Here is a 21576-nt window from a genome sequence, read left to right as displayed (position 1 = left end):
GGCGGGTCCGTGCCACCCTGGTGGCATGGCCAACCGACTAGCCGCCGCCACGAGCCCGTACCTGCTGCAGCACGCCGAGAACCCGGTGGACTGGTGGCCGTGGAGCGCGGAAGCGCTCGCCGAGGCCCGCCGCCGGGACGTGCCGATCTTGCTGTCGATCGGGTATGCGGCGTGTCACTGGTGCCACGTCATGGCCCACGAGTCGTTCGAGGACGCCGAGACCGCCCGGCTGATGAACGACCACTTCGTCAACATCAAGGTCGACCGCGAGGAACGCCCCGACATCGACGCGGTCTACATGACCGCCACGCAGGCGATGACCGGTCAGGGCGGCTGGCCGATGACGTGCTTCCTGACCCCCGACGGCGAGCCGTTCCACTGCGGCACCTACTACCCGCCCCAGCCGCGGCCGGGAATGCCGTCGTTCCAGCACCTGCTGGTCGCCGTCGCGCAGGCGTGGGAGGAGCGCCGCGACGAGCTGAAGGCCGGTGCGGGCCAGATCGTCGAGCAGCTGGCGAAGCAGACCGGGCCGCTCGCCGAGGCCGCGGTGGACGAGCAGGTGCTGGCGCAGGCGGTGCGGCAGCTGGCCGCGGAGGCGGACACCGAGCGCGGCGGTTTCGGTGGTGCGCCGAAGTTCCCGCCGTCGATGGTGCTGGAGTTCCTGCTGCGCCACCACGAACGCACCGGGTCCGCGGCGGCACTGTCCCTTGTGGAGGATTGTGCGGAAGCGATGTCCCGCGGCGGCATGTACGACCAGCTGGACGGCGGCTTCGCACGGTACTCGGTGGACGCGGACTGGGTCGTGCCGCACTTCGAGAAGATGTTGTACGACAACGCTTTGCTGCTGCGCGTGTACGCGCACCTGGCGCGCCTGACCGGTTCCCGGCGCGCGTGGACGGTCGCCCGCATGACCGGTGAGTTCCTGCTCCGCCGGCTCGGCACGGAACAAGGTGGCTTCGCGGCGTCGCTCGACGCGGACACCCTCGGCGAGGAGGGGCTGACGTACGTGTGGACGCCCGCGCAGCTGCGGGAGGTGCTCGGCGAAGAGGACGCGGAGTGGGCCGCGTCGCTGTTCGAGGTGACCGAGCAGGGCACGTTCGAGCACGGGAAGTCGGTGCTGCAGCTGCGCCGCGACCCCGACGACCCGGAGCGGTTCGAGCGCGTGCGCGAGGCGTTGCTGGAGGCGCGTGGCCTGCGCCCGCAGCCGGGCCGGGACGACAAGGTGATCGCGGCGTGGAACGGGCTCGCGATCACCGCGCTGTGCGAGGCGGGGGTCGCGTTGAACGAACCCCGGTGGGTCGCGGAGGCCGACCGGGCGGCGAGCGCGATCCTCGACCTGCACCTGGTGGACGGGCGGCTGCGGCGCAGCACGCGTGCCGCGCGGGTGGGCGAGGCGGCGGGCGTGCTGGAGGACTACGCGTGCCTGGCCGAAGGGCTCCTCTCGTTGCACCAGGCGACGGGCGAGGGGCGCTGGCTCGACGAGGCGGTCGAGCTGCTGGACATCGCGCTGGAGCGGTTCGGGTCGGCTGAGGCGCCGGGCGCGTACCACGACACGGCGGACGACGCGGAAGCGTTGGTGCAGCGGCCTTCCGACCCGATGGACAACGCGAGCCCGTCCGGTGCGTCGGCGCTGGCCGGGGCGCTGGTGACGGCGTCGGTGCTGGTCGGGCACGAGCGGTCCGCGCGGTACCGGGAGGCGGCGGAGCTGGCGCTGAACCGCGTGGGGCAGCTGGCGGCGAAGGCGCCGCGCTTCGCCGGGCACTGGCTGTCGGTCGCGGAGGCGCTGCTCGCCGGGCCCGTGCAGGTGGCGGTCGTCGGCCTCGATCCGGAGGCGTGGTCGGAGCTGCGCACGACGGCGGCGCAGTTCGTGCACGGCGGCGGGGTCGTGCTGGCGGGCCAGCCGGACACCGCGCCGCTGCTGGCGGACCGACCGCTGGTGGAGGGCGCCGCGGCGGCGTACGTCTGCCGGGGTTACGTGTGCGAGCGCCCGGTGACGACGCCCGACGAGCTGGAGGCGGCGCTACTGCGCTGAGTACTGGCGCAGGTCCTCGCCGGCGCCCCGGCGGTAGGCGTCGGCGAAGGCCGCCGCGCCCAGTTCGGCTTCGAGCTTGTCGCGGATCGCCTGCTCTTCGAGGAAGTCGTCGGGGTCGAAGACCTTGCCCTCGGCGTCGAGGAAGCTGTCGACCGCGCCCAGGATCCTTGCCGCCCGGGCGAATTCCCCGTCGTAGGCGGCCACCGCGGCGACGCCGAGCGCGAGCTCGGGGAGGAGGTCGTCGGCGCCCGCCCGCGCGGCCTTCTCCCGTGCGCTGGTGAAGAGTTCGCGGGCGCGGTCGATCTCGCCCTCGTTCAGTTCGAGGTGCGCGAGGTTGTGCTGCTCGACGGCGAGCATGCGGACGTCGCCGAGCGCCTCGTGCGCCGCGATGGCCTCCGCCGCCAGCGGGCGCGCCTTCTCGATGTCGCCCGCCAGGCGCGCGGTGCCCGCCAGGATGTGCAGCGGCCACTGTTCCAGCGCCGCGTCTCCGGTTCGCCGCGCGACCTCCCGCGCCTGCTCGGCGCGGGCCCAGCCCTCCTTGAGGTCACCGAGCCGGACGGCGACGCGCGCCAGCATCGCCAGCGCGCCGACCTCGCCCTCGGCGTCACCGTTGGCCTGAGCCCTGTCCAGCTCCTCGGTGGCCAGCCGGGTCACTTCGTCGTCGTTCCCGCGCCGGAACACGGCCATGGCCTGCTCTTCGAACCCCACCTCGCCGAGCCTAGCGGTTCGCCCTGCGCGGAACCCCTCTTCGGAAGCGCTGTCCCGGCGTAGCGTCTGTAGCGATGTAATCGTGTAATTCTTGGAGGTTCTCATGCGAGGACAACGAGGCTGGAAGGGCCGGGGCGGCTGGCAGCAGGGCGAGGTGCCGTCGGCGGCGGACGCGGCGGGCTGGTTCGCCGGGCGGCTGCCGGACGGCTGGTTCACCGGCGCTCCCGAGCTGACCGTCGACCGGGAGGAGATCCTCGTGGTCGGCGAGCTGCCGCCGCTGACCGAGGAGTTCGCGGACGACGCCGCTCGCGCCGCCGCGGAGTCCGGGCGCATCAGCCGGTTCCGCGAGGAGACGCGCGAGCAGCGCATCGAGATCGCGCGCCAGGCCGAGCACCGGTACCAGCGGAAGGTGGCGTGGGGCGCCCGCATCGGCGAGACAGAGGAGTTGTTCACCACACTTTCCGTGCCCGTGATGACGCGCCTGCGTCAGCCGGAGCGCCAGGTGCTCGACACGCTCGTCGCCGCGGGTGTCGCGCGTTCCCGTTCCGACGCGCTGGCCTGGGCTGTCCGGCTCGTCGGGCAGCACGCGGACAGCTGGCTCGCCGAGCTGCGCGACGCGATGTCGCGTGTGGACGACCTGCGCGCGCAGGGGCCCGACCTCGGCTGAGTGCTGCGAAGAACCGCCAGGTGGGTGAAGCTTTGAAGCATGAACCCTGAGGCGTTGACGGTCGTACTGGATGGACAGTGGGCGGCACTGCGGCGTGACGTCCGGGAGCGGATGGCGGAGAACGCCTACGAGTCGCCGCAGGACGTCAGTACCGAGGAGTACCGGGCGTGGGTGCTCGACCAGCTGCACGTGCTGGCGAAGACGGGGCACCCGCGGCTGGGCTTCCAGAAGGAGTACGGCGGCGGTGGTGACATCGGCGGATCCGTGGTGTCGTTCGAGATCCTCGGCTACGGCGACCTGTCGCTGATGGTCAAGGCCGGTGTGCAGTGGGGGCTGTTCGGCGGGGCGGTGCAGCTGCTGGGCACCGAGGAGCACCACCGGCGCTACCTGGCCCGCATCATGGACCTCGACCTGCCCGGTTGTTTCGCGATGACCGAGACGGGGCACGGTTCGGACGTCCAGCACCTGCGCACCACGGCGACGTACGACCCGGACACGCGCCAGTTCGTCATCGACACCCCCGACGAGGGGGCGCGCAAGGACTACATCGGCAACGCCGCCCGTGACGGGCGGATGGCCGTGGTGTTCGCGCAGCTGGTCACGCAGGGGGAGGTGCGCGGGGTGCACGCGTTCCTGGTGCCGATCCGCAACGAGCTCGGCGAGGCGATGCCGGGCGTCGAGATCTCCGACTGTGGCCGCAAGGCGGGCCTCAACGGCGTCGACAACGGGCGGCTGATGTTCCGTTCGGTGCGTGTGCCGCGGGAGGCGCTGCTCAACCGGTACGCCGACGTCGCCGAGGACGGCACGTACTCGAGCCCGATCGAAAGCGACGGCCGCCGGTTCTTCACGATGCTGGGCACATTGATCCGCGGCCGGATCAGCGTGGCCGGCGCCGCGATCAGCGCGACGGAACGGGCGCTGGCGCTGGCCGTGCGGTACGGCGAGCGGCGCAGGCAGTTCGAGCGGCCGGACGGTTCCGGCGAGACCGTGCTGCTGGACTACACGGTGCACCAACGGAAACTGCTGCCCGCGCTGGCGCGGACGTACGCGCTGCACTTCGCGCAGGAGGAGCTGGTCCGTAGCCTGCACGACATCCAGGGCCGCAGCGACGTCGACGACCACACGCAGCGGGAGCTGGAGTCGCGGGCGGCGGGGGTCAAGGCGACGGCGACGTGGAACGCGACGCGGACGATCCAGATGGCGCGGGAAGCGTGTGGCGGCGCGGGATATCTCGCCGCGAACGTGCTCGCGGGGCTGAAGGCGGACACCGACGTGTTCACCACCTTCGAGGGCGACAACACGGTGTTGCTGCAGCTGGTCGCGAAGGGCCTGCTGACCAACTACCGCGACCACTTCGCGGACCTGAGCCCGCTCGCGACGGCACGCTTCGTGGCCGAGCAGGTGGTGGAGACGGTGATCGAGCGGACGGCGGCGCGCAAGGTGATCGACCGCCTCGCGGACGCGGCCCCGGGCCGGGACGACGAGGGCGTGCTGTTCGACCGGGCGTGGCAGGTGACGCTGTTCGAGGACCGCGAGAAGCACGTGCTGGAGGGCGCGGCGCGCCGGTTGCGGGCGGGTGCGTCGGAGGGCGATCCGTTCGAGGCGTTCAACAACGCACAGGACCACATTTTGCGGGCCGCGCAGGTGCACGTGGACCGCGTGGTGCTGGAGGCTTTCGTGGCGGCCATCGAGCGGTGCGGTGACCCGGAGGCGCGTGAGCTGCTGAGCCGGTTGTGTGATCTGTACGTGCTGTCGAACGTCGAAGAGGACCGCGCGTGGTTCCTGGAACACGGCCGCCTGACGTCGGCGCGAGCGAAGCAGGTGATCGCGGCGGTCAACGACCTGTGTGCCCGGCTGCGCCCGCAGGCGCGGCTGCTGGTGGACGCGTTCGCGATCCCGGAGGCGTTCCTGAAGGCGGAGATGCTGGACTGAGTGGATGTCGGAACCCCGCTCCGCGAGGATTTCGCCGGGAGCGGGGTATCCGGCGGGATGACGAATTATCTGGCGATCTACCTGAACGACCAGCTCGCGCTGGGGGTCGGCTGGCGCGAGCTGGCGAGGCGAGCGCAGGGCAGCAACCGCGGTACCCCGCTGGGCGAGGCGCTGGCCTCGGTGTCGGCGGGTATCGCCGAGGACGTGGAAACGTTCCGTTCCATCATGGCCAGGCTGAAGGTCCCGGTGAACCCGCTGAAGCCCGCACTGGTCACGGTGGCCGAACGCCTGGGGCGGTTCAAGCCCAACGGCAGGCTGCTGAGTTATTCGCCGCTGAGCCGTTTCCTGGAGCTGGAGATGCTCGTGATGGGCATCGACAGGAAGAAGCAGCTGTGGGAGACGCTGCGCGACCTGGCAGGCCTGGCCGAGCGGCTACCGGACGTGGACTTCGACGGGCTGATCGCGCGGGCGGAACAACAGAAGGCGACGCTGGAGCCGCATCGAGCGGAGGCGGGGACGACGGCGTTGCGGTGAGATCTTCCCGCGTGGAGGCGGTGCTCGCGGAGATCCGACGCCGGCCCGCGCTGGCGGGAATCCGCCTGGTCGGCGTCGACGGCCCGGCCGGCTCGGGCAAGAGCACGTTCGCGCGGGCCCTCGCGTCGGCATCGGGTGCACCGGTGATCGAGGTGGACGACTTCGTGTCGTGGACCGACTTCGCGGGCTGGTGGCCGCGTTGGGAGCAGGAAGTCGTCGAGCCACTGCTCAGCGGCAGGGATGCGTGCTATCGAGTGCGGGACTGGGAGCGGGACGAGTTCGGAACTTCGTTGAAGGACGAGCGGAAGATCGTCCGTTGGGCGCCTTTGGTGATTCTGGAAGGCGTGACGACCACCCGCCGGGCGATCGCCGACCGCCTGGCGTACCGCGTCTGGGTCGAAGCCCCCCGCGACGAGTGCCTGGAGCGCGGCCTGGCCCGGGACGGCGAGGACCACAGGGAACTGTGGCTCCGCTGGCAGGCGGCCGAGGAGCGCTTCTTCACCGCTGACGGGACCCGGAGCCGCGCGGACCTCGTCGTGCGGACCACCCGAGGCGAGATCTCCTAGCCAGCTACGCGAACACAGCCAGCCAGATCGCGATGTAGTGCGAGATCGCGGCCAGCACGGTGCACGCGTGGAAGAACTCGTGGTATCCGAACGTCTCCGGCCAGTGGTTGGGCCAGCGGACGCCGTAGAAGACCGCTCCCATGGTGTAGAACAGGCCGCCCACGAGCAACAGCACCAGGGACGCCACGCCGGCGTTGTGGGCCAGCTCCGGCAGCACGAAGATGGCCACCCAGCCCAGCGCCACGTAGATCGGTACGCCCAGCCAGCGCGGCGCGCCCGGCCACAGCATCTTCAGCGCGACGCCCGCCGCCGCGCCGCCCCACACCACCGCCAGGATCACCCAGCCCGTGGGCTTCGACATGGACAGCACGGTGAACGGCGTGTACGTGCCCGCGATGAACAGGAAGATCATCGAGTGATCCGCCCGCTTCATCCACTGGTACGCCCGCGGCCCCCACAACCGGCGGTGGTACAGGGCGCTCACGCCGAACACGCCCATCACCGTCAGTCCGTAGATCGCCGTCGCGAAGGCGGCGACGGCGGACACCGACACCGCCGCACACACGACCAGCGTCACGGCTCCGGCGAAGGCGCCGAAGAACGACCAGAAGTGCAGATGCCCGCGCAGGCGCGGACGGGTGTCGACGAACTCGGGATCGGTAGTGACGCTCACGGTTCTCAGGTTACGTAACCGTAGGTTCTGCGCCAGTCCCAGTGGCCGGAACCACGTCCCGTGCGCGTACGCTCGATCCACGTGAGTCTCCGCTCCATCGCATCCCGGATCGTCTACACGGTCTACGGCAAGCGCCTGATGCAGCAGGCCGCCGGGCGCCATCCCCGCCACGTCGCGATCATGCTCGACGGCAACCGGAGGTGGGCGCGCGAAGCGGGCTTCACCGACGTCGCCGACGGGCATCGCGCCGGTGCGAAGAAGATCGCCGACTTCCTGTCCTGGTGCCGCGAGGCCGACGTCGAGGTGGTCACCCTGTGGCTGCTCTCGACCGACAACCTCAACCGCGCCACCGAAGAGGTCGAGGCACTGCTCAAGATCATCGTCGACGTGGTCGACGAGCTCGCCGCCCCCGAGACGTCGTGGCGCCTGCGCATGGTCGGCGCGCTGGAGCTGCTGCCCGCCGACATGGCCCGCAGCCTCAAGGCCGCCGCCGCCCGCACCGAGGACCGCAAGGGCATGGAGGTCAACATCGCGGTCGGCTACGGCGGCCGCCAGGAGATCGCCGACGCCGTGAAGAGCCTCCTGCTGCAGCACGCCGACGAGGGCACCTCGATCCGCGAGCTGGCGAAGATCCTCGACGTCGACCACATCTCCGAGCACCTCTACACGTCCGGCCAGCCCGACCCGGACCTCATCATCCGAACGTCCGGTGAACAGCGGCTGTCCGGGTTCCTGCTCTGGCAGTCCGCTCACTCCGAGTTCTGGTTCACGGAAGCCTACTGGCCCGCGTTCCGCCGAGTGGATTTCCTGCGTGCGCTGCGTGATTACGCCTGGCGACACCGCCGGTTCGGTACTTGACATCACTGCCTGTCACCGAACGACAGCTGACGATCTACTTTCGGTGAAACAACCTTTCGGCGAATCACCTGCCTGGCTGCCTGCACGATCGGAATTTCGCAGGTAACTTCCGAAGTGATGGTCCGTGACCTTGCGGGCCATCCCGGGAGGCCCTGGACGTGGCGGTAGTTGAGGGAACGACGGCGGTACCAGCCGTGAAGTCGTTCGCGCAACGCACGAGGGGGCCGGCACCCGGCCCTCGTGGTCGTACCCGCTGAAACTCAGCGGGAGCGGTCAGCCAGGGCGGTGCTCGGCCCAGCGAGTGCGGGCGTGGTGCCACGCCCACGAGGGAGATGCCGTCGTGACTGCGCAGCGTTCGCCCAGGACCTCAGCCGGTGCGGAAAACACCGGCGACTCAGCGGCTGGTCCGCAATCCCCCGACTCCCAGCGGCACACCTACGTGCTCGACACCTCGGTCCTGCTCTCGGACCCGTGGGCCGTCACCAGGTTCGCCGAGCACGCCGTCGTGCTGCCGCTGGTCGTGATCAGCGAACTGGAGGCGAAGCGGCACCACCCCGAACTGGGCTGGTTCGCGCGGGAGTCCCTGCGCATGCTCGACGACCTGCGGCGCACGTACGGCCGTCTCGACGCTCCGGTGCCGATCGGCGACGCCGGCGGCACCCTGCACGTCGAGCTGAACCACTCCGACCCGACCGTCCTGCCGCCAGGGTTCCGGACCGACTCGAACGACCACCGGATCCTGGCGTGCGCGCTCAACCTCGCCGTCGAGCGCACCACGGTCACCCTGGTGACCAAGGACATCCCGCTGCGGGTCAAGGCGGGCGCGGTCGGCCTGGACGCCGACGAGTACCGCGCCCAGGAGGTCACCCCGTCGGGCTGGACCGGCATGGCGGACGTCGACGTGCCGCAGGAGGCGATCGACGCGCTGTTCCACGGCGGCACCATCGACCTCGCCGACTTCGGGCAGCCCGACATCGGGGACCTGCCCTGCCACACCGGTCTGCGGCTCCTCGGCGGCGGTTCGGCGGCACTGGGCCGCGTCACCCCCGACAAGCAGGTGCGGCTGGTCCGCGGCGACCGCGAGGCGTTCGGCCTGCACGGCCGCTCCGCCGAGCAGCGCATCGCGCTGGACCTGCTGCTCGACCCCGAGGTCGGCATCGTGTCCCTCGGCGGCCGTGCCGGCACCGGCAAGTCCGCGCTCGCGCTGTGCGCGGGCCTGGAGTCGGTGATGGAGCGGCGCGAGCACCGCAAGGTGGTCGTGTTCCGGCCGGTCTACGCGGTCGGCGGCCAGGACCTCGGCTACCTGCCGGGGTCCGAGAGCGAGAAGATGCAGCCGTGGGCGCAGGCGGTGTTCGACACCCTCGGCGCGCTGGTCAGCCAGGAGGTGCTCGACGAGGTCTTCGACCGCGGGATGCTCGAAGTCCTGCCGTTGACGCACATCCGCGGCCGTTCGCTGCACGACGCCTTCGTGATCGTGGACGAGGCGCAGTCGCTGGAGCGCAACGTGCTGCTCACGGTGCTCTCGCGCCTCGGCACGGCCTCACGGGTGGTGCTGACGCACGATGTCGCGCAGCGGGACAACCTCCGCGTCGGGCGGCACGACGGCATCTCGGCGGTGATCGAGAAGCTGAAGGGCCACCCGCTCTTCGCGCACGTGACGCTGACGCGCTCGGAGCGTTCGCCGATCGCCGCACTGGTCACCGAGATGCTCGAAGACCACGGCTGACGGACGTGGCCGTCCCCTGCTCACCAGCCGGTGGGCAGGGGACGGCCCTCCGCGAAGCCCGCGGCGGACTGGATGCCCAGCGTCGCGCGCTCGTAGAACTCCTCGACGTTGCGCGCGCCCGCGTACGTGAACGACGACCGCACGCCGGCGCAGATCGAGTCCAGCAGGTCTTCGACGCCAGGACGAGCGGGGTCGAGCAGCATCCGCGACGAGGAGATGCCCTCCTCGAACAGTGCCTTGCGGGCCCGCTCGAAGACGTTGTCGGTGCGGGTGCGGCCCGCGACGGCACGCTTCGACGCCATCCCGAACGACTCCTTGTACGGGCGGCCCTGCTCGTCGTAACGCAGGTCGCCAGGGGACTCGTGGGTGCCGGCGAACCAGGAGCCGACCATCGCGGCGGACGCGCCCGCGGCCAGCGCCAGCGCGACGTCGCGGGGGTGCCTGATCCCGCCGTCGGCCCACACGTGCTTGCCCAGCTCCCGCGCGGCGGCCGCGCACTCGGCGACGGCCGAGAACTGCGGGCGGCCGACGCCGGTCATCATGCGCGTCGTGCACATCGCGCCCGGGCCGACGCCGACCTTCACGACGTCCGCACCGGCGGTGATGAGGTCGCGCGTGCCCTCGGCGGTGACCACGTTGCCCGCGACCACCGGCACCTGCGGCGACACCGACCGCACGGCCTTGAGCGCGGCGATCATCTTCTCCTGGTGGCCGTGCGCGGTGTCCACGACGAGCACGTCGACGCCTGCGTTGAGCACGGCCTCGGCCTTCGCGGCCACGTCCCCGTTCACGCCGATGGCGGCGGCGACGCGGAGCCGGTGCCGCGCGTCCACGGCGGGGGCGTAGACCTCGGCGCGCAGGGCCGCGGTCTGCGTGAGGACGCCGACGAGCCTGCCGTCGCCGTCCACGCCGAGCGCGAGCCGGGCGCCGGCGGCGTGCAGGCGCTCGAAGACCTCGCGGGCCGGGGTGTCCAGGGGCAGGGTGACGGCGGGTGGCTCGGCGACCTCGGCCAGCCGCGAGAACCGGTCGACGCCCGCGCAAGCGTTTTCGTCCACGATCCCGACCGGGCGGTGGTCGTCGTCGACCACGACGACTGCGCCGTGCGCCCGCTTGCCGACGAGGTTCAGCGCGTCGGCCACCGCGTCACCGCCGGTGAGCACCAGCGGGGTGTCCCAGACGGTGTGGCGGCTCTTCACCCAGCCGACGATCTCGGCGACGGCGGCCGGGTCCACGTCCTGGGGCAGCACGACGAGCCCGCCGCGGCGGGCGACCGTCTCGGCCATCCGGCGGCCCGCGACGGCCGTCATGTTGGCCACGACGATCGGGACCGTGGCGCCGGTCCCGTCCACGGTGGCGAGGTCGACGTCGAAACGGGACTCCACGTCCGAGCGGTTCGGGACGAGGAAGACGTCGTCGTAGGTCAGATCGTGGGCGGGCCGATGGCCGTCGAGGAAGCGCACGAGGCCCCAGAATACGTCATGCGACGATGGAGGCATGGCTGACCGCGACCGAGACGCCGAAGGCCGTGCCCGCAACGCCCGTCCGCGCGACGGGCTGGGGCGCCCGCTGCCCTACGGCTCACCTGGGGTGGAGCGCCAGCCCGAGGGTGTGGTGCGGACGCCGGCGGAGACGCTCACCGAGGCGCAGCGCCTGCTCGACGAGGGCAAGCCGTTCCACGCGCACGAGGTGTTCGAGGACGCCTGGAAGTCGGCGGACGGGCCCGAGCGGGGCCTGTGGAAGGGCCTCGCGCAACTCGCCGTCGGGCTGACGCACCGCGCGCGCGGCAACGCGAAGGGCGCACAGACGCTGCTGGCCAGGGGCGCGGACGCGATCGAGCCCTACGCCGCCGAGCCGCCGTACGGCGTCGACGTCGCAGGGCTCGTCGCGTGGGTCCGCGCAGGAGCCGAAGGCTCGATGCGGCTGAGCTAGACGTTCGCCTTCTCGGCGCCGATCGTCGTCGACGCGCCGTGACCGGTGTGCACCACCGTGTCGTCCGGCAGGGCGAACAGCTTCTCCCGGATCGAGCGCACGATCGTCGGGTGGTCGGAGTACGACCGGCCGGTCGCGCCGGGGCCGCCCTGGAACAGGGTGTCGCCGGTGAAGACGACACCCAGTTCCCGCGAGTACAGGCACACGGCTCCGGGCGCGTGACCAGGGGTGTGCAGCACCGTCAGGTCCGTGCCGGCGATCGTGAGGATCTGCCCGTCGGCCAGCTCGGCGTCCGGTGCGAGGCCCGGGTGCGTCAGGTCCCACAGCACCCGGTCGTCCGGGTGCAGCAGGATCGGTGCGCCCGTGCGCTCGCTCAGCGCGGGTGCGGCGTTGACGTGGTCGTTGTGGGCGTGCGTGCAGATGATCGCGCGCACGGTCGCCTCGCCCACCGCCTTCGCGATCGCGTCCGCGTCGTGGGCGGCGTCGATGACGAAGACCTCGCTGTCGTCGCCGATCAGCCACACGTTGTTGTCGACGTCCCACGTGCCGCCGTCGAGCTCGAACACGCCCGAGGTGACCACGTTCCGCACCGTTGCCGTCATGCTGCCGACCCTACGACTCGCTGGAGCGGGCCCACAGGTTGAGCCCGGAGTCGGTGGCGTACTCGTCGATCTCCGTCAGCTCGTCGTCGGTCAGCGTCGGGCCCTGCAGCGCGGCCACGTTCTGCTCCAGCTGCCGCACGGAGGAAGCGCCGATGAGCGCGGACGTGACGCGCGAGTCCCGCAGCAGCCAGCTCAGCGCGAGCTGTGCGAGCGACTGGCCACGCCGCTTCGCGACCTCGTTGAGCGCCCGCAGCTTGTCCACGTTCTGCTCGACCGACTCCGGGGCGAGCGACTTCCCTTGGGTGGCACGGGAACCCTCGGGAATGCCGTTGAGGTAGCGGTCGGTGAGCAGGCCCTGCGCGAGCGGCGCGAAACCGATGCAGCCGACGCCCTCCTCGCCCAGCACGTCGAGCAGGCCGTCCTCCTCGACCCAGCGGTTGAGCATCGAGTACGACGGCTGGTGGATCAGCAGCGGAACGCCGTACTGGCGCAGCAGCGCGGCGGCCTCGCGGGTGCGGCGCGCGTTGTAGGAGGAGATGCCGACGTACAACGCTTTTCCTTGCTGCACGGCGGAAGCGAGCGCGCCCATCGTCTCTTCGAGCGGCGTCTCGGGGTCGAAGCGGTGCGAGTAGAAGATGTCGACGTAGTCCAGGCCCATCCGCGTCAGGGACTGGTCGAGGCTCGCCAGCAGGTACTTGCGCGAACCCCAGTCCCCGTAGGGGCCGGGCCACATGTCGTAGCCCGCCTTGGTGGAGATGACCAGTTCGTCCCGGTACGGCCGGAAGTCTTGTGCCAGCAGCTTGCCGAAGTTCGACTCCGCGGAGCCGTAGGGCGGGCCGTAGTTGTTGGCCAGGTCGAAGTGTGTGATGCCGAGGTCGAACGCGCGGCGCAGGATGGCGCGCTGCGTCTCCAGGGGACGGTCGTCGCCGAAGTTGTGCCACAGGCCGAGGGAGATGGCGGGCAGCTTGAGTCCGCTGCGCCCGGTCCGTCGGTACTGCATCTCGTCGTAGCGGTTCTCGGCCGCGGTGAAGGTCACGCTGAGCACTCTATGGCGAAAAGGTTCAACTCGCGGTCACCTGCTGGACGGCCACGGATGAAAGCGTGCGGACATGTGCATGAACTGCGGGGAAGGCGTGTCGCGTCGCGGGTTCCTGGCTGCGGCCGGAGTGGGTACCGGACTGGCGCTGGCGCCGGTGAGCTTCGCCGAGGCGGCTGAAGGCAGCCAGACGAAGGTGATCACCGGGCACCTCGACCCCGGCGTGCCGGACTTCGTGTACCTGCCCGTGCAGGTGCCGGCCGGGGTGAACCAGCTTTCGGTGGTGTACAGCTACGACAAGCCCGCGGTGCCCGCCGGAACGCCGGGGAACTCGTGCGACATCGGCGTGTTCGACGTGCGCGGGACGCGGCTGGGTGGCGACGGTTTCCGGGGCTGGTCGGGCGGTTTCCGCGACCGGTTCTCGATCAGCCGCACCGAGGCGACGCCCGGGTACCTGCCCGGCGATGTCATGCCAGGGACGTGGAACATCGTGCTGGGCCCGTACCAGGTGGCGCCGCAGGGGATGAACTACCGCGTCGAGGTGACGTTGACGTTCGGCGCTCCGGGCGAGCCGTTCAAGCCGAACTACCCGCCTGCGAAGGCACGGGGCCGTGGGCGCGCGTGGTACCGCGGCGACTGCCACCTGCACACGGTGCACTCGGACGGCAGGCGGCTGCCGACGGAGGTCGCGGCGGGCGCCCGCGCGGCGAAGCTGGACTTCGTCACCTCGACCGACCACAACACGACGTCCTCGCACGGTGTGTGGGGTGAGTTCGCGGGGCCGGACCTGCTGATCATGCTGGGCGAGGAGGTCACCACCCGCAACGGGCACTGGCTCGCGCTCGGGCTGGAGCCGGGGCAGTTCGTCGACTGGCGCTACCGCTCGACGGACAACGCGATCGACGACTACCAGCGGGCGATCCACCGCGTCGGCGGCCTGTGCGTGGCCGCGCACCCGTACTGCCCGTGGGTGGCGTGCAACTTCAAGTTCGGCTACGACGGTTTCGACGCCGTCGAGGTGTGGAACGGCCCGTGGACGTGGGACGACGACGCGACGGTGTCCACTTGGGACAACATGCTCGTGGATTCGGTGCGTGGCAAGGGGAATTGGTTGCCCGCCATGGGCAACAGCGATGCGCACAACCCGGACAACGTCATCGGGCTGCCGCAGAACGTGGTGTACGCCGACGACCTGAGCCGCGACGCGATCCTCAAGGGCATCAAGGCGGGCCGCAACTGGCTGGCCGAGTCGGCGGATGTCGATCTGTCGTTCACGGCGGCAGGCCCGCGCGGGCAGTCTGCGGGCATCGGGGAGCGCCTCGCGGTGGCGGACGGCGACAAGATCGCGGTGCGGCTCGACGTGCGCGGTGTCCCGAACGGCACGGTCCGGCTCATCACGGACGAGGGGCAGATCCTGCAGCAGAGCCTGCCCGCGAGCGGCACCGGCAGCGTCACCTGGCTGACGACACCGGCCGTGTCGAAGTACGTCCGCGCCGAGGTGCGCCACCCCCTGTCCGACGGCACGGCAGGCGCCCCGGCGCTGTCGCCGGGGTTGAACTTCGGCGCCATGGCGGCGATGACGAACCCGATCTTCCTGGGCCGGTAGGGGTTTCCGGCCCCGGTGGTGACCCGGCGCGGGGCGGGACGTGGTGCGCGGGGCTGCGCGGACTGGCACGCGGTGCACGGAACGGTGCGGGACGTGGTGCGCGGGGCGGCCCGGACTGGCACGCGGCGGCGCAGTGCGTAGCCCGGCGCGGACCGACACTCGGCGGCGCGGTGCGCGGCGGCGCGGGACGTGGCGCGCGGGGCGGCAGGGGCTGGCGCGGCGTGGTGCGGTGCGGCTTCGGTCTGGCGCGTGGACCCGGCCTGATGTGGCCCGGCGCGCGGCGGCGCGGCGCGCGGGGCGCGTGGATTGGCGTGGCGCGGGCGTGGCCCGGTGCGGCTTCGGCCTGGCGTGTGGCCCGGTCTGGCGCGTGGCCCCGGCCTGATGTGGCCCGGCGCGCGGCAGCGTGGCGCGCGGGGCGGCGCGGGCTGCCGCAGCCCGGGACCCCGCCCGGCCCAGCCCGGGGCGCCGGGCTCGGCGCCGTCACCTATCGCCACACTCGTCGCGCCGAGTCAGCTGACCACCGTGCCCGACGTGGCCCGGACCCGGTCACCCGCCTTTCAGCGTTGCCCTCACGGCGTCGATCGTGTCCGCGTCGGCGGGTTCCTTGTCCGGGCGGTAGCGCACCACCCGGGCGAACCGCAGCGCCACGCCGCCCGGGTAGCGTGAGCTGACCTGGGCGCCGTCCAGTTCGATCTCCACCACCAGCTCCGGCCGCAGGTACACGGTCCAGTCGTCGCGGCGGACCGCCAACTCCTGGAACGTCTTCGTCTGCCACGCCAGCAGCTCGTCGGTGAGCCCCTTGAACGTCTTGCCCACCATGATCGGCGGCCCGCCGTCCGGGTCCCGTGCGCCCAGGTGCAGGTTCGACAGGTACCCCGTCCGCCTGCCGTGCCCCCACTCCGCCGCCAGCACCACCAGGTCCAGCGTGTGCACCGGCTTCACCTTGAGCCACGCGCGCCCGCGCCGCCCCGCCGCGTACACCGAGTCCAGCGACTTCACCATCACGCCCTCGTGCCCGGCATCGAGCGCCGCGTCCAGGATCGCCGACGCGTCGTCCGGCTCCACCGCACCCGGGATCAGGTGCTCGCCGACCACGGAGCGCAACGCGGCGTTCCGCTCGCGCAGCGGCGCGTCGAGCAGGTCCCGGCCGTCCAGGTGCAGGCAGTCGAAGAAGTACGGCCGCAGCAACAGCTCGCGCACCTGCTCCTCGCGGCTGCTGCCGAACCGGCTCATCGTCTCCTGGAACGGCCGCGGCCGCCCGTCGTCGGTGAGCGCGAGCGTCTCTCCGTCCAGCACCACGGACTCGCACGGCAGCTCGCGCACGAGCTGCACGAGCTCGCCGACGCTCCGCGTGATCTCACGCAGCGTCCGCGTGTACACGTGCACCTCGTCGCCCTGGCGGTGCACCTGGATGCGCGCACCGTCCATTTTGTACTCGACGATCGCGGACGCGTGCTCGCGCAGCGCCTCGTCGAGCGACTCCGCGGGCGAAGCCAGCATCGGCCGCAGCGGCCTGCCCAGCCGCAGCCGGAACTCGCCCAGCGCCTGCTCCCCGCCCGTGACGGCGGCCAGCGCCGTGACCGGCAGCTGTCCGGACAGCATGAAGGCACGCCGGACCGCCTCACCGGGCACTTCCGCGGCCGCGGCAATCGCGTCGATCATCACCCCTTCCAGTGCACCCTGCCTCAGCTCGCCCGTGAGCAGCCGGAACAGGAACTCCTGCTCACCCGCTGTGGCGCGGGCGAACAACTCGTGCAGCGTCTCGGCGCGGCGTTTCGCCGAACCGCTGCCTGCCGTGGCCGCGACCTCGCCGAAGGCCGCGTCCACCTCGCCGACGGTGAGCACGGACCCGGCTGCCGGTGGCGCCCCCAGCTCGGCCAACGTCCGCCATCCCGTGCCGATCCGCCCCTGGCTGGGCTGACCGGTGAGGAACGCGACGACGGCGGGCAGCTCATCCGCTGCGGCCCGGGTGATCAGCTCCGCCAGCGTCGCGATTTTCGCCTTCCTCGATCGCGTGGCGGCGAGTGCCGCGGAAGCGGTGACGAGGTCGGCGAGCAGCATGGGGACATTCTGCCCCGGGGCACCGACAATTTCCGGGGAAGCAGCACGAGCACCACTCCGACCAGGCAGATCGCCAGGCCGAGCAGTCCCCGTCCGGTGAGCCCCTGCCCGAACATGAGCCAGGCGAGCAGCATGGTGGTGGGCGGGGTCAGGTACAGCAGGCTCGACACGGTGGTCGCCGACGTCCGGCGCAGCAGCGCCCAGTAACAGCCGTAGGCACCGAAGGTCGACAACACGACGATCCAGCCGACCGCGAACCAGAACGAGCCGGTCATCGGTGGCACCAGCTGCCCGGTCACCGCCGCGAGTCCGGCGAACAACACGGCGCTGGTGCCGCATTGCACGACGAGCGAATCACCCACCGAGGTGGTCGGCGAAACCCTGCGTTCGATCAGCGTCGCCGCCACCAGTGCCAGCATCGAGCCGAACGGCAGGGCGTACGCCCACAGCGGGGCAATGCTTCCCGCGAGGTCGTCGCCCACCACCAGCGCGACACCGCCGAGCCCGATGACCAGGCCGACCCACTGCCGCGGCCCGGCACGCTCACCGAGCAGCCGCTGCCCGAACACCGCGGTGACGACGGGTTGCAGTGCCGCGATGAGCGCGGACGTCCCGGCCGCGACACCCAGGTCGGCCGCCTCGTACACCCCGAACAGGTAGCCGCCCTGCGACAGCAGGCCGAGCGCGACCTGCAGCGGCGTGATCCGCGGCCGCCGCCACGCCAGCAGCAGTCCGCCCGCGACGAGGAACCGCCAGGCCAGCAACGTGATCGCGGTGGCCGACGCGGTCCCCATCGTGGCGCCGACGAACCCCGAGCTCCACAACAGCACCAGGCCGGCGCCGAGCACGACAGTCCACATGAGACCTCCTGAGTATACCGACCTGTATACCCGAGGGACTGGCGGAACTAAACAGGTCGGTATAGTCTCGAACCGTGGAGACGTTGACCCCGGCCGCGCGGCGGGTGCTGGAAGTGGCGGGAGAACTGTTCTACGCCAAGGGGATCCACGCGGTCGGGGTGGACTCGATCGCCGCCGCCGCCGGCGTGACCAAGAAGACCCTGTACGACCGGTTCGGCTCGAAGGACGCGCTCGTCGGCGAGTACCTGAACCGGCGGGACGAACGCTGGCGCGAGCACGTGCGCGCGGTCCTGGCGCGCAGCCCCCGCGTCGCGCCGGGACGCAAACCGCTGCTGGTGTTCGACGCGCTGGCCGAGTGGATGGCGGAGGAGAACTGGCGTGGCTGCGGGTTCGTCAACGCGCACGCGGAACTGCCCGACGGCGACCACCCCGGCAGACGTGCGATCCGGGCGCAGAAGGAGTGGATGCTGGGCTGTTTCCGGGAACTGGTGACGGGGATGCGCAACCCGGGAAGGCTCGCGGAGTCGCTGTTCGTGCTGTTCGAGGGAGCGACGGTCGCGGCGTCCCTCGGCGTGGTCCCGGACGCCGTGGCCAACGCCAAACGCCTGGCGCGGCAGCTGCTGGAGGACGCCTCAGCCGGGTGAGGCCACGCGTTCCGCGCCGCGCACGGCGGCCGTCAGCTCCTCACGGGCGCGGAAGACGCGCGAGCGGATGGTGCCCACGGCGCAGTCGCACACCTCGGCCGCGTCCGCATAGGACAGGCCGACCACCTGCGTGAGCACGAAGGCGTCGCGGCGTTCGGCGTCCAGCTGGTCGATCAGCCGCCGCAGCACCACGAGCCTGCCGTGGTCGGGCGTCGTCGCGCCGCCGCGTTCGGCCGCGCTCGTCCAGTCGTCGGTCTGCGCCGGCACCGGACGACGGCGGTTGGCGCGCAGCTGGTCCGCGGCGACCCGCTTCGCGATCGTCAGCAGCCACATCCTTGCGGGACAACGACCCTCGTAGGAGTGCAGCGCGGCGAAGGCCCGCAGGTACGTCTCCTGCGTCAGGTCCTCCGCGACGGCGGGGTTGGTGAGGTAGGACAGCAGGCGGTGCAGCTGGCGCTGGGTGGCCGCGACGAACCGCCCGGCGGCGGCCGCGTCGCCCCGGGCGGCGGCGAACGCGTCCCGGGTGATGTCGTCGTCGTGCACTGCGGCGTCCTTCCTCCGGACTGGCGATGCACACCAGCACGGACCCCGCACACGACCGGTTCATCCCCGGCGCGAACTTTTCCGAGGGCCGCCCACCGGCGCGGGCGGCCCTTCGGTGTCATTTACCGCCGCGCGCCATCCGTAGCACGTCGAGCGCCTCGTCGAGCTGGGCCTCGGTGAGCTTGCCCTGCGAGATGTAGCCCCGCTCGATGACGACCTCGCGGATCGTCTTCAGCTCCTTCAGCGCCTGCTTCGCGACCGCGGCCGCCTCCTCGTAGCCGATGTACTTGTTCAGCGGCGTCACGATGGACGGCGAACCCTCGGCGTACTCCTTGGTGCGCTCGGTGTTCACCGTGATCCCGGCGAACACCTTGTCCGCCAGCAGCCGGGACACGGCCGCGAGCAGCCGCGCGGACTCGAGCACGTTGCGGGCGATCACCGGCAGGTTCACGTTGAGCTGGAAGTTGCCCTGCGAACCCGCGAACGCCACCGCCGCGTCGTTGCCGATCACCTGCGCCACCACCTGCAGCGTGGCCTCCGGGATCACCGGGTTCACCTTGCCCGGCATGATCGACGAGCCCGGCTGCAGGTCCGGCAGCGCCAGCTCGGCGAGACCTGTGCGCGGGCCGGAACCGAGCCACCGCAGGTCGTTCGCGATCTTCGCCAGGGACACCGCGACCGTGCGCAGGTGCGCGGAGGTCTCGACCACGCTGTCCTGCGTCGCCTGCGCCTCGAAGTGGTTGCGGGCTTCGGTGAGCGGCAGACCCGTGACGCGCGCCAGCTCCGCGGCCACCGAAGCGCCGAAGCCCTCGGGCGCGTTGAGCCCGGACCCGACCGCCGTGCCGCCGATCGGCAGTTCACCCAGCCGCTCCAGGCCCGACTGCAGCCGCTCGATCCCGTAGCGGACCTGCGCCGCCCACGCGCCCGCCTCCTGGCCCAGGGTGATCGGCACGGCGTCCATGAGGTGCGTGCGGCCGGACTTCACGATGTCCTGCCACTCCGCGGTCCGCTGCTCGATCGTCGCCGCGAGGTGCCCGAGCGCGGGGATCACGTCGGTCAGCACGGCCTCGGTGGCGGCGACGTGGATCGTGGTCGGGAAGGTGTCGTTGGACGACTGCGAGGCGTTGACGTGGTCGTTCGGGTGCACGTCGGAGCCCAGCTTCCGGCTCGCCAGTGTCGCGATCACCTCGTTCGCGTTCATGTTCGACGAGGTGCCGGAACCGGTCTGGAACACGTCGATGGGGAAGTGCGCGTCGTGCCTGCCCTCGGCGACCTCGTCGGCGGCCTCCGCGATGGCGTCGGCGAGGGCGGAGTCGAGCACCCCGAGACGCGCGTTGACGCGGGCCGCCGCGCCCTTGAGCAGGCCGAGCGCGCGGATCTGGGCGCGCTCGAGACCGCGGCCGGAGATCGGGAAGTTCTCGACGGCGCGCTGCGTCTGCGCGCGGTAGAGCGCGTCGACGGGCACCTTCACTTCGCCCATCGTGTCGTGTTCGATCCGGTATTCCTGTTCAGCCATGACGCCAGTTTCGCGCAGCCGCGCGGCGTTCGCTTCGTGTGCTTCGGCACGCGACGTGACTACGATCGAAGTGCGGGAGATCACAACGGAAAGGCGGCCGGGCCGATGGAGCTTTCGGTGGACTTGCTCATCGTCGGCGCGGGCCCGACCGGCCTGTTCGCGGCCTACTACGCGGGGTTCCGCGGGCTCTCGATGGCGGTGGTCGACTCGCTGCCCGAGGCGGGCGGCCAGGTCACCGCGATGTACCCGGAGAAGATGATCTACGACGTCGGTGGGTTTCCCGCGGTTCGTGGCCGGGACCTGGTCAAGGGCCTCGTCGAGCAGGCGGCGCAGTGGCAGCCGACGTACCTGCTGGGGCGCAAGGCGGAGGTGCTGCGCGAGGGCGGCGACGGGCTCGACGTGGAGCTCGACGGCGGAGACGTCGTGCACGCGAAAGCCGTGCTGGTGACGGCGGGCATCGGCGAGTTCACACCCCGGCCGCTGCCCGCGGGCGACGGGTGGCTCGGCCGCGGCATGGTGCACTTCGTGCCGTCGCTCGACGCGCATGCGGGGCAGGATGTGGTCGTGGTCGGCGGCGGCGATTCGGCGTTCGACTGGGTGCTCGCGCTGCACCCCGTCGCGGAAAGCGTGACGCTCGTGCACCGGCGTGCGAAGTTCCGCGCCGCGGAGTCGATCGTGCGCCAGGCCCGCGAGCTCGGCGTCCGGTTGCTCACCGACGCCGAGGTGGCCGAACTGCGGGAGGACGCTTCGGGCGCGCTGTGCGAGGTGGTGGTGACGGCGAAGGACGCCGAGCCGGTCGTGCTACCGGCGCAGGCCGTCGTGGCGGCGCTGGGTTTCACCGCCGACCTCGGGCCCATCGAGAACTGGGGCCTGCAGATCGACCACCGTGCGATCAGCGTCGACTCGACGATGGCGACCGCGCGGCCGCGGGTCTACGCGGCGGGCGACGTGGCCGCGTATCCGGGCAAGGTCAAGCTCATCGCGACCGGTTTCGGCGAGGCCGCGACGGCGGTCAACAACATCGCCGTCGAGCTCGACCCGCAGGCGCACCTGTTCCCCGGGCACTCCAGCAACGTCGAGTAA

Annotated in this window: 20 protein-coding genes; 11 read left to right on the top strand and 9 right to left on the bottom strand. The window is 71.5% G+C overall.

The genetic code is table 11. The features are described 5' to 3' along the window. Nucleotides 1-25 precede the first annotated feature (25 nt). A complete protein-coding gene (locus FHX82_RS08305) occupies nt 26-2032 on the top strand; it encodes a thioredoxin domain-containing protein (RefSeq protein WP_145934068.1) in 2007 nt (668 codons plus the stop codon). Here FHX82_RS08305 and FHX82_RS08300 read toward each other — a convergent pair. Beyond that, entirely contained in the window at nt 2021-2740 is a 720-nt protein-coding gene (locus FHX82_RS08300; RefSeq protein WP_145934067.1) for a tetratricopeptide repeat protein, read from the bottom strand. The two genes, FHX82_RS08305 and FHX82_RS08300, sit on opposite strands and share 12 nt — an antisense overlap. Before the next feature lie 103 nt (nt 2741-2843). Between FHX82_RS08300 and abmR the strand changes: the two genes are divergently transcribed. Genes abmR through FHX82_RS08280 form a run of 4 tightly spaced genes read left to right on the top strand, consistent with a single transcriptional unit; the run spans nt 2844 to nt 6439 of the window. Continuing rightward, complete coding sequence (abmR, locus tag FHX82_RS08295; protein WP_145934066.1) at nt 2844-3407, top strand: ATP-binding transcription factor AbmR; 564 nt, start codon at nt 2844-2846, stop codon at nt 3405-3407. Between the two features lie 39 nt (nt 3408-3446). Next, the gene (locus tag FHX82_RS08290) at nt 3447-5339 is read left to right on the top strand and encodes an acyl-CoA dehydrogenase family protein (protein ID WP_145934065.1); all 1893 of its coding nucleotides are present in this window, start codon (nt 3447-3449) and stop codon (nt 5337-5339) included. A 57-nt stretch (nt 5340-5396) separates the two neighbouring features. After that, nucleotides 5397-5873, top strand: a complete 477-nt coding sequence (locus tag FHX82_RS08285) for a hypothetical protein (RefSeq protein ID WP_145934064.1) — start codon at nt 5397-5399, stop codon at nt 5871-5873. Then, a complete protein-coding gene (locus tag FHX82_RS08280) occupies nt 5870-6439 on the top strand; it encodes a uridine kinase family protein (protein WP_145934063.1) in 570 nt (189 codons plus the stop codon). The genes FHX82_RS08285 and FHX82_RS08280 overlap by 4 nt, the downstream gene beginning before the upstream one ends. A gap of 4 nt (nt 6440-6443) precedes the next feature. On the opposite strand, the gene trhA is transcribed toward FHX82_RS08280, so the two are convergent. Continuing rightward, nucleotides 6444-7112, bottom strand: coding sequence for a PAQR family membrane homeostasis protein TrhA (gene trhA / locus FHX82_RS08275; RefSeq protein ID WP_145934062.1), 669 nt, complete (start codon nt 7110-7112; stop codon nt 6444-6446). An 81-nt stretch (nt 7113-7193) separates the two neighbouring features. On the opposite strand from trhA, the gene FHX82_RS08270 reads away from it, so the two are divergent. After that, entirely contained in the window at nt 7194-7970 is a 777-nt protein-coding gene (locus tag FHX82_RS08270) for an isoprenyl transferase (RefSeq protein WP_145934061.1), read from the top strand. A gap of 439 nt (nt 7971-8409) precedes the next feature. Continuing rightward, nucleotides 8410-9696 (top strand): RNA 5'-3' helicase PhoH2, encoded by a 1287-nt coding sequence (gene phoH2 / locus FHX82_RS08265; RefSeq protein ID WP_145934139.1) that lies wholly within the window; start codon nt 8410-8412, stop codon nt 9694-9696. A 20-nt stretch (nt 9697-9716) separates the two neighbouring features. Here phoH2 and guaB1 read toward each other — a convergent pair whose 3' ends face one another. Further along, nucleotides 9717-11156 (bottom strand): GMP reductase, encoded by a 1440-nt coding sequence (gene guaB1, locus FHX82_RS08260; RefSeq protein ID WP_145934060.1) that lies wholly within the window; start codon nt 11154-11156, stop codon nt 9717-9719. 34 nt (nt 11157-11190) lie between these two features. Here guaB1 and FHX82_RS08255 point away from each other — a divergent pair, with 34 nt between their 5' ends. After that, nucleotides 11191-11625, top strand: coding sequence for a DUF309 domain-containing protein (locus FHX82_RS08255; protein WP_145934059.1), 435 nt, complete (start codon nt 11191-11193; stop codon nt 11623-11625). Here the strand turns inward: FHX82_RS08255 and FHX82_RS08250 are convergent. Both FHX82_RS08250 and mgrA read right to left on the bottom strand, forming a co-directional pair. Beyond that, complete coding sequence (locus FHX82_RS08250) at nt 11622-12227, bottom strand: MBL fold metallo-hydrolase (RefSeq protein ID WP_145934058.1); 606 nt, start codon at nt 12225-12227, stop codon at nt 11622-11624. The genes FHX82_RS08255 and FHX82_RS08250 overlap by 4 nt on opposite strands. 10 nt (nt 12228-12237) lie before the next feature. Then, a complete protein-coding gene (gene mgrA / locus FHX82_RS08245) occupies nt 12238-13263 on the bottom strand; it encodes an L-glyceraldehyde 3-phosphate reductase (protein WP_145934057.1) in 1026 nt (341 codons plus the stop codon). A gap of 79 nt (nt 13264-13342) precedes the next feature. Between mgrA and FHX82_RS08240 the strand changes: the two genes are divergently transcribed. Continuing rightward, nucleotides 13343-14869: a CehA/McbA family metallohydrolase gene (locus FHX82_RS08240; protein ID WP_221215359.1), complete on the top strand. Its 1527-nt coding sequence runs from the start codon at nt 13343-13345 to the stop codon at nt 14867-14869. A 546-nt stretch (nt 14870-15415) separates the two neighbouring features. On the opposite strand, the gene FHX82_RS08235 is transcribed toward FHX82_RS08240, so the two are convergent. Together FHX82_RS08235 and FHX82_RS08230 are read right to left on the bottom strand one after the other, a co-directional pair. Next, the gene (locus tag FHX82_RS08235; RefSeq protein ID WP_145934056.1) at nt 15416-16930 is read right to left on the bottom strand and encodes an ATP-dependent DNA ligase; all 1515 of its coding nucleotides are present in this window, start codon (nt 16928-16930) and stop codon (nt 15416-15418) included. Further along, entirely contained in the window at nt 16843-17790 is a 948-nt protein-coding gene (locus FHX82_RS08230) for a DMT family transporter (protein WP_145934055.1), read from the bottom strand. The genes FHX82_RS08235 and FHX82_RS08230 overlap by 88 nt, the downstream gene beginning before the upstream one ends. A gap of 74 nt (nt 17791-17864) precedes the next feature. Between FHX82_RS08230 and FHX82_RS08225 the strand changes: the two genes are divergently transcribed. Next, nucleotides 17865-18434, top strand: a complete 570-nt coding sequence (locus FHX82_RS08225; RefSeq protein ID WP_145934054.1) for a TetR/AcrR family transcriptional regulator — start codon at nt 17865-17867, stop codon at nt 18432-18434. Here the strand turns inward: FHX82_RS08225 and FHX82_RS08220 are convergent. Together FHX82_RS08220 and FHX82_RS08215 are read right to left on the bottom strand one after the other, a co-directional pair. Beyond that, nucleotides 18423-18977, bottom strand: coding sequence for a sigma-70 family RNA polymerase sigma factor (locus tag FHX82_RS08220; protein ID WP_145934053.1), 555 nt, complete (start codon nt 18975-18977; stop codon nt 18423-18425). The two genes, FHX82_RS08225 and FHX82_RS08220, sit on opposite strands and share 12 nt — an antisense overlap. 118 nt (nt 18978-19095) lie before the next feature. After that, on the bottom strand, nt 19096-20493 hold the full coding sequence (locus FHX82_RS08215) for a class II fumarate hydratase (protein WP_145934052.1): 1398 nt from the start codon (nt 20491-20493) through the stop codon (nt 19096-19098). Nucleotides 20494-20598: 105 nt separating this feature from the next. On the opposite strand from FHX82_RS08215, the gene FHX82_RS08210 reads away from it, so the two are divergent. Further along, entirely contained in the window at nt 20599-21576 is a 978-nt protein-coding gene (locus FHX82_RS08210) for an NAD(P)/FAD-dependent oxidoreductase (RefSeq protein WP_145934051.1), read from the top strand.

This window comes from Amycolatopsis bartoniae, from assembly GCF_014191255.1.
GTDB classification, from domain to species: Bacteria; Actinomycetota; Actinomycetes; order Mycobacteriales; family Pseudonocardiaceae; genus Amycolatopsis_E; species Amycolatopsis_E bartoniae.
This window is presented reverse-complemented; position numbering and strand designations above follow the sequence as displayed.

Excerpts from the sequence above, each read along its gene's own strand:
- FHX82_RS08305 (WP_145934068.1), top strand. The coding sequence starts at position 26 with ATGGCCAACCGACTAGCCGCCGCCACGAGCCCGTACCTGCTGCAGCAC.
- abmR (WP_145934066.1), top strand. The coding sequence starts at position 2,844 with ATGCGAGGACAACGAGGCTGGAAGGGCCGGGGCGGCTGGCAGCAGGGC.
- FHX82_RS08290 (WP_145934065.1), top strand. The coding sequence starts at position 3,447 with ATGAACCCTGAGGCGTTGACGGTCGTACTGGATGGACAGTGGGCGGCA.
- FHX82_RS08285 (WP_145934064.1), top strand. The coding sequence starts at position 5,397 with ATGACGAATTATCTGGCGATCTACCTGAACGACCAGCTCGCGCTGGGG.
- FHX82_RS08255 (WP_145934059.1), top strand. The coding sequence starts at position 11,191 with ATGGCTGACCGCGACCGAGACGCCGAAGGCCGTGCCCGCAACGCCCGT.
- FHX82_RS08250 (WP_145934058.1), bottom strand. The coding sequence starts at position 12,227 with ATGACGGCAACGGTGCGGAACGTGGTCACCTCGGGCGTGTTCGAGCTC.
- FHX82_RS08240 (WP_221215359.1), top strand. The coding sequence starts at position 13,343 with ATGAACTGCGGGGAAGGCGTGTCGCGTCGCGGGTTCCTGGCTGCGGCC.
- FHX82_RS08235 (WP_145934056.1), bottom strand. The coding sequence starts at position 16,930 with ATGCTGCTCGCCGACCTCGTCACCGCTTCCGCGGCACTCGCCGCCACG.
- FHX82_RS08230 (WP_145934055.1), bottom strand. The coding sequence starts at position 17,790 with ATGTGGACTGTCGTGCTCGGCGCCGGCCTGGTGCTGTTGTGGAGCTCG.
- FHX82_RS08215 (WP_145934052.1), bottom strand. The coding sequence starts at position 20,493 with ATGGCTGAACAGGAATACCGGATCGAACACGACACGATGGGCGAAGTG.
- FHX82_RS08210 (WP_145934051.1), top strand. The coding sequence starts at position 20,599 with ATGGAGCTTTCGGTGGACTTGCTCATCGTCGGCGCGGGCCCGACCGGC.